This window comes from bacterium, from assembly GCA_019695305.1.
GTDB lineage: Bacteria > UBA10199 > UBA10199 > UBA10199 > JAIBAG01 > JAIBAG01.
This window is the reverse complement of record JAIBAG010000052.1, coordinates 1-6,975: the sequence shown is the minus strand read 5'-3', so window position 1 is coordinate 6,975 and position 6,975 is coordinate 1. Positions and strand designations below refer to the sequence as shown.

Here is a 6,975-nt window from a genome sequence, read left to right as displayed (position 1 = left end):
GGAGGGGGCGACGCGAGCCCCTGTAAATTGAAGAGTGGATGAAGTGACCAGCCCCGCAGGGGCGTTGAGGGGGAGGCTCCATCCGGCTATGCTGGTGGAGGGGGCGACGCGAGCCCCTGTAAATTGATGAGTGGATGAAGTAGGAGATTAAAGTTCTTTAGCCCATTTAAGGCCATTGTGAATTCCGTAATCTTTAAATGTTAATTCTTCGGAACCTGCGTACAGAATTTTTCCTGGAAGGGCTTTCTTTTTTCCAAAATGTTGATTGTAAAATTGAATGTCTTTTAGAAAAGAAGGATCGAACGTGTGGGATGATTTGGCCTCAATCAGTTCAATTATTTGTCCTTTATCGATAATAACATCTATTTCATGCCCTTTTTGGTCGCGCCAAAAATAAAGTGGTGCTTCACTTCCTTTGTTAAAATAAGATTTGATGAGTTCCACTACAATCCAGTTTTCAAAAATGGCTCCTCTAAAAGGATGGGTCATTAAATCGTCGCTGGATTGAATACGAAGTAAAAAACACAAGAGTCCTGTATCGTAAAAATAAAGTTTGGGTGTTTTAATATGTCTTTTACTAAAGTTATTAAAATAGGGTTGCAGGGTAAAAGCGATGTAAGTACTTTTTAAAACAGAAAGCCATTTTTGAGCGCTGGGTGAAGAGATGCCGCAGTCGTTTCCAAGGCTACTTAAATTAAGTAATTGTCCCACTCTGCCGGCGCAGAGTCTTACAAAACGGTCGAACTGATCAAGATCGGAAATGTTTAAAACTTGTCTTACATCTTTTTCAACATAGGTACGGTAATATTGAGCGAGCCAGGTGGTGGCATTTATATTTTGCGCATGAATTTTTGGGTAACCCCCGTTAAACAGAGCGTTTTCGACCGAGTCTATTTTTTTATGTGATGATATTTCGGAGAGTGAAAAAGGCAGTAGTTCGGTAACCAGGGCACGGCCCGCAAGCGATTGTGTGATAGATTCCATGAGAGCCAAGTGATTGGAGCCGGTGAGAATGTATTTATTTTTTGGGTTTTCATCTACGAGTGTTTGAATATACGAAAGTAGTTCGGGGACCCGTTGTACCTCATCAAAAATGACGGGAGAAGGGTGTGTTTTAAGAAAGCCTCGAGGGTCTTCTTTGGCAAAACTACGGGTATCGGGGTCTTCTAGTGAAATGAGAGGGAAATCTTTAAAGTGCATTTTACACAAAGTAGATTTGCCCGATTGCCGCGGGCCTGTAATGGCAATTACCGGGTAATCTTTGGAGTTTTTATCTAAGAAATCCTGAATGACTCTTGGATACATACTTGTAAAGATTACATTTTTTGGCTTATAGTGTCAATTTAAAGTTAAAGTTTAAATTGACACTTATTTGATTTGGGCTGGAATAGCCTTCATTTAAAAACTATTGATGAGTGGATGAAGTAGTTTTTTAAAATTCCCCTCAGGATTTTATTCCTGAGGGGAATTTGATTTACTTGCGTTCTCTTTCTTTTATTTCAACTTCTGCTCTTTCTCTTGCAAGCATTTCGGGAGTTTTGGGCAAAACGCCACCGATGCGCATTTTTGAAATGGCATCAAAGTAATCAGTTTCGGCTATCCCAAGCTCACGGGCCAACTCTGCTCCCCGTGTTTCCAAATAAGTATCTACGTCCATGCCTTCGGAGCGAGCCTTTGCTTCTAAAGCATCCTTTAACAATTCTTTGCTCTCACTCGAGGTGCTTATATAATATGTGCGGTAGAGATCAGTAAGTCGTGTTTCGCGTACTTCTGCTGCCGGGTTTGTGGTAGGAGGAGCGGATACGGGTTCGTAAATGATTTCGGTTCTTGGAGTGATTTCAATTGTTAGCCCTCTTTCTTGAGCTACTCGTTCCATGCCATTTACCATGATAGTAGCTGCGGCTTTTATTTGAGCGAAATCTTTAGCGAGCTCCGCATCACTCAATAGGGCGGCAGGTATAAAATTGTCGCGGGTAATACGGTCCATGCTACGGAAAGGTTGTCCGGCTTTCCAGGTGGCGTTGGCAAAGCGTGCTAAAAGAAGCATGTCGGTTTCCGGCAAGGTGCCGTCCTTAATTTGTTTAAGAATGTCATAAGGATTTTGACCAGTGGTTTCGGCCAAATATCCAACGCCGCATTCAACCGCGTAAAAACCAGCTAGGTTCATGGCTACATTTTCACGCATGGTAACTTCGACGGGAGCGCTATTAAAAGGAGGAGGAGTTTGTCCTTGTCCCCGGTAGTAGGCGCCGTCCATCCATTCGGCCATAGTGGTGGCAAAATCTTTATCTTGCAGCAAAGCTTTCAGAATGTCCCGTTGTGCGTCAGCATTGGCACCGGCTTCAACACGAGGGAGTAATAATTCTGCAACGCCTTTTAGTTGAACGTAATCTTTTTCAAGTTCTGCAGCAGGTAAGCTTTGAGCAGGAACAAAAGCGGATCGTCCAATACGATCAAGGCTTCTAAAGGGTTGGCCGGCCTTCCAAGTGGCATTGGCAAAGCGTGCCAAAAGAAGCATGTCAGCTTCCGGTAAAGTACCATCTACAATCCCTTTTAAAATTTCTGCCGGGCTTTGTCCTGTTCTGTCGGCTATGGCACCAATACCTGCTTCAACCGCATAAAATCCTGCCAGGTTCATGGCTACGTTCTGCGAGACCGGTTTGGTGACGGTATTGTCGTTAAAAGCCGGAGGTGTTTGTCCAATGCCCCGGTAATAAGCCCCATCTTGCCAAGCAGCGACGTCTACGGCAAATTCTTGTGATTGCATGAGTTGGCCGAGGATTTCGCGTTGGTCGTTTAGTGTGGCAGCAGGTGCTTCAGCTGCCGGGATATTAGCCCGCTCCATCCCTGTGGCTTGCTCAAAACCTGCTTGTAATCGGGCTACGTGAGTGGTGCTGAGCTCGGCTTTCCGTTCAGTAAGCACCCTGACAAGTACATGGTAATCAGGATCATACTTAAAAGCCATAAAGGATGCTGTTGAAAATAAGAGAGCTTCGCTAATGAGCTCCAGATTGTTATAAAAATCTTTTTTGGCTTGTTCGACAAAATCCCCTGCACCTATAGTTGCAGCTAAAGCATCTCTTAGTGCTTGGCTTGGCGCTAAGGAACGAGGTTCTTGAATGATGTCTCTTAAAAAATCAAAGTCTATACTTTTTAATTCGGCCATATTATTTCTATTCTAAAAATAGATTCTTCAGAAGACCTGCACTATGCCATCCTCAGAAAGATCTTATAAAAAAATTAATAAGCACTAACGCCTAACATGCCTAACCCCGCGGTTGCGGCGGCACCTTCACCCAATGGTCCATCAAAAGGTACAAACACCAAGATTCCGGCTAAGACCATGAACGTACCGCCCCCTATCATCATTGCTAGCGATGGAGCGGATGAAGCTGCTCCTGCCGCTGTTGATGACCCTGTGCCCGAATTACTTGAAGCACCGGGGCCGCGAGGCGGATTTCTGCGTAAGTAGTCACAGAATTTTTTAAAACCATTGATGATGTGGGGGAGGGTAAAGGGGGCAGATACAGCGCCCATGCCTAATCCAAAGCCTACACCGCCCACAGTAGAGTCCAAAAGCTTATGAAAAGTATCGTTGGCCTGATGGTAAGCCGTAAGTCTTTCGGCTTCGCGGGCTAAGCTGCCGGCTCGTGTAATAAGGCTTATGGCACTACCACTGGCCCGGTAATGTGTTTCAATACGTCTAAAGGCTTCGGCAATGTCATGCCAAATTTCTGTATTGCCATACCAAAAATCACTCACGTAATAAATCTGAGGTTCGTTGGGGTTGGCTTGAGAATCCATATCTCTGTATAAAAGGACTGGACCGGCAATGTGATTGATAAAGCCAGCTTCTTGAGGTGTGAGACGAATTTGAAATTGTTCCTGACCGCGTTCTACCAAGCCATCGGGTGAAGTATTGGAGACCGTATAATGATTAAGTAAATCTTGAGGAAGAGTATTAAAATTTAAAGGAACGGTTCCTCCACTACGCAGATCGTTGGCTGCGTTTTTTAATCCTTGGATATCGGCCATCAACATTGAAATACGAGCTCTGATATGGGCTGGGGCATCTTCAACTATAAAACTGCTTAAACCTTTTATGATGTTGTTGTACTGATCGTCACTTAAGGTGCGCGAAAAGAAATACCGTTTTCCAGAGTTGCTTTCATCGGTACTATAGGCACTTAAGGGTGCCGGGATGGGTGCTTCACGAAATAAACTTTCATTAAGATCGGTGCTGTCGCCTGCGGCAAAGCGAATGAGGGCTATTTCGGTGTTATCCAAAGGTGTAGAGGGTCCAACAAAAGAATTTTTTTCATTGTCAGTCATTAAGCGTGGAGGCTCTAAAGAAAAAGTTTCTACTTGTTCTAAAATATCGGCATCTAAATCTCTGGAAGAAAAAGGCGGAGGCGTTAGGTTGCGATACAGTAAGGTGTAAGCATTGTTTGATAAATAAAAGCCACTGCATCCGGCGGGCTTAATCACTTCATTTAACATAGCAGACGGCAACTGACTTTTAATGAGAGCGTCCGTTAAAGTAACCCTCACATCATTTTGGCCATCGGCATTTAAGTCATAAGCAACGGCTTCTACATACTCGTAGCCTTGCGGTGGATTCGTGCATACATTTGTTTCGTTACCCATAATTTCAGTCCTGTTTAAAGTCCCAACAGGATTAATTATCGGGCGAGCAGTAGCGTAGGTTGCGTGTGGCTTTAAAAAAACGCACACAAATGTGTGCAGTATATTTTAAATAATTATTATATTTCAATTATTTATATAAATTTAACTTATATTTTTTAATAAAATGTAATCATATGAAAAGCGTTTTTTTGGAGGGCGTGTGCAGATTCTTTATGCAATTGACGTGTTGATGGGCCTCTTTGGTTACTGCTAAAAGTGGAGTGAGGTTTTTAGAGAGGACTAATATTTTTAGAAATAATAAACAATCTCTTCGTACTTTTCGATATCGTCTTTCATAATCTTTTCCACTTCATCACGACGATACGTTTTATCGATATTGGTTTGAGATTCGTACAAATCGTCATTCATGGGGAAATCTACGTTTAAGTAATGCCCCAGACGCCCCAACGTTTGCCCCATTTTTTCTACCAGGCCTACAAAATTAAACATCTCAAAGCTTTTTTGCTGGCGATAAATATTGGGGCTTAATTCGTATTTGTCGAAAGTCAGCACTCCTTGGCCTGCAATAAAAGTATCAATAAAAACTTCGAGGGTTTTTGGGAATTCAAAGCGAGGGTTAATAGATTTTACAATTTCACCAATTTTATTGGGGCAGAGTGTTTTTTTGGCGAGGGTCGCTTTGGCAAAATAAAATACATCATATAAGCGATCGACCGGATGCGAAATAACCGTAAAAGCAAAATCGCCCTCACGTTTATCGATCCGCGTTTCATCAAAGATCCCATATAAAAAATGAATTTTTTTGTTATCCACCTGCCGGGGCATTTTGGCATTGTAGGGGCGGGCGTTTTGTATCATTCCCTCATAATCAAGCCACACGGGTTTAAAATGATGATCCATGGTTTGAAACGAGAAACATTGGGATTTATCCAAGGCCAAAAGTTGGGCATCAAACTCAAAGCTGGGTTTAGGGAGCGCTTCCGATAAAAAAAACGATATGGGCGGAAAGCATTTGTTGGGTTGCGATTGATAAATAATCACAATCTTAATGTATCATTATAACAGGCGTGGTGGGGAGTATCTTTTATAAGATGCTGAAATTATTATGTTTTTAATTTTTTGGTGCACACAAAAGTGTGCGGAAAGTTAAGGCGAGCGGCAACTTTGATACTTTGATTCCCGATAATTATTTTAGCAGCGATGCAGAATTCGAGAAATGGTTTCTCGGATACAATAAGAGAAAATATTCTCGAAATAAAGGAGTTTAAAATGGGTGTCAATATTACAGTGCAACAAGAATTAGCAGGGGCCGGTAATGCGGTAAAGTCTTTTAATGGAGTTATGAATGAAAGTACTTTTAACACTATGTTTGAAGGTGTGGCTCACATAGCCGATAATGGTGAAGGTTTATCAGCTACAGTTGAAGCCGGAGATGTTATTGTCTTTGAAGATGGCAATAGTGGTTACACCATCACCGAGGAAGATGTAAAGTCTTCAGAGACTTTTCAGAATATGATTGAGAAAGAATTGACAGCCGAACGAGGTTTTAAGGGTTCTTTGCGTTTATTTAATGATTATGCCGTATTTACTTATGGAACAAGATCATCTCAAATTCCCGGAGCAGTAGATAGTACTGATCGTGTTTATAATTTAGATGGGCAGCAAAATGATATTGATTTATTGCAAGACCCAGGTGCACTTCCTGATCTTGTAAGATACGAAACTGATTTCTTGCTAATGTCCGATAACTTGACTGAAAAAGAAAAAATAAGCTTCCAATCGAAATCGGATGAAATAGTTCAAAAAATTGAAGCTATCACCCAAGTACTCTCTGGAGTTATGGTTGGTGTAACTCATACCCCGATTTTAAGTGATGATTCTTATGGGCAGGATTATATGCGTCAATCATTTAAATCTATAGAAAAAATGTTACAAGATTTAAAGGGGCTTTATCAGGAATTTTGCGATGCGATTCCAGAAGCTGCAAAAGGGCCTCAAGTTATCACTATGGAGTTGCCAGTGATCCCCTCTATCAAGCTTTAATATGAGCTTTACTCAATAAAAAGAGCTCCGTAATTGTGTTTTGATAGCACATAAATAAATAAGCAATAGTTTCAATAATCCCCTTTTCAGATTTAATTCTGGAAAGGGGATTATTATTTTGCTGCTAATTATACAGGCAATGCCTAAATAGAATGCATTTCCTGGGTTCAATAAGCAAGTGCACCACTTAGAATAGATGAGTATTCTGAGTGGATATGGGTAAAAACTACTATCAATTTACTTTAATTGAACGAGAAACGATCGCGATTTTAAAGGCTAGGGGCC

At 41.7% G+C, this 6,975-nt stretch carries 5 protein-coding genes; 1 reads left to right on the top strand and 4 read right to left on the bottom strand.

Annotation, left to right across the window (positions count from 1 at the left end; genetic code table 11):
- Positions 1-147 precede the first annotated feature (147 nt).
- The 4 genes from K1X76_12850 to K1X76_12835 form a co-directional block, all read right to left on the bottom strand.
- Positions 148-1,305 (bottom strand): ATP-binding protein, encoded by a 1,158-nt coding sequence (locus K1X76_12850; protein MBX7149950.1) that lies wholly within the window; start codon positions 1,303-1,305, stop codon positions 148-150.
- Positions 1,306-1,474: 169 nt separating this feature from the next.
- Positions 1,475-3,166, bottom strand: coding sequence for a hypothetical protein (locus tag K1X76_12845; protein MBX7149949.1), 1,692 nt, complete (start codon positions 3,164-3,166; stop codon positions 1,475-1,477).
- 74 nt (positions 3,167-3,240) lie between these two features.
- Positions 3,241-4,647, bottom strand: a complete 1,407-nt coding sequence (locus K1X76_12840; protein MBX7149948.1) for a hypothetical protein — start codon at positions 4,645-4,647, stop codon at positions 3,241-3,243.
- Between the two features lie 288 nt (positions 4,648-4,935).
- Positions 4,936-5,688: a hypothetical protein gene (locus K1X76_12835; protein MBX7149947.1), complete on the bottom strand. Its 753-nt coding sequence runs from the start codon at positions 5,686-5,688 to the stop codon at positions 4,936-4,938.
- A gap of 228 nt (positions 5,689-5,916) precedes the next feature.
- Here K1X76_12835 and K1X76_12830 point away from each other — a divergent pair, with 228 nt between their 5' ends.
- Positions 5,917-6,690 carry a hypothetical protein gene (locus K1X76_12830; protein ID MBX7149946.1) on the top strand — a complete coding sequence of 258 codons (774 nt, stop codon included), beginning with the start codon at positions 5,917-5,919 and terminating at the stop codon, positions 6,688-6,690.
- Positions 6,691-6,975 lie beyond the last annotated feature (285 nt).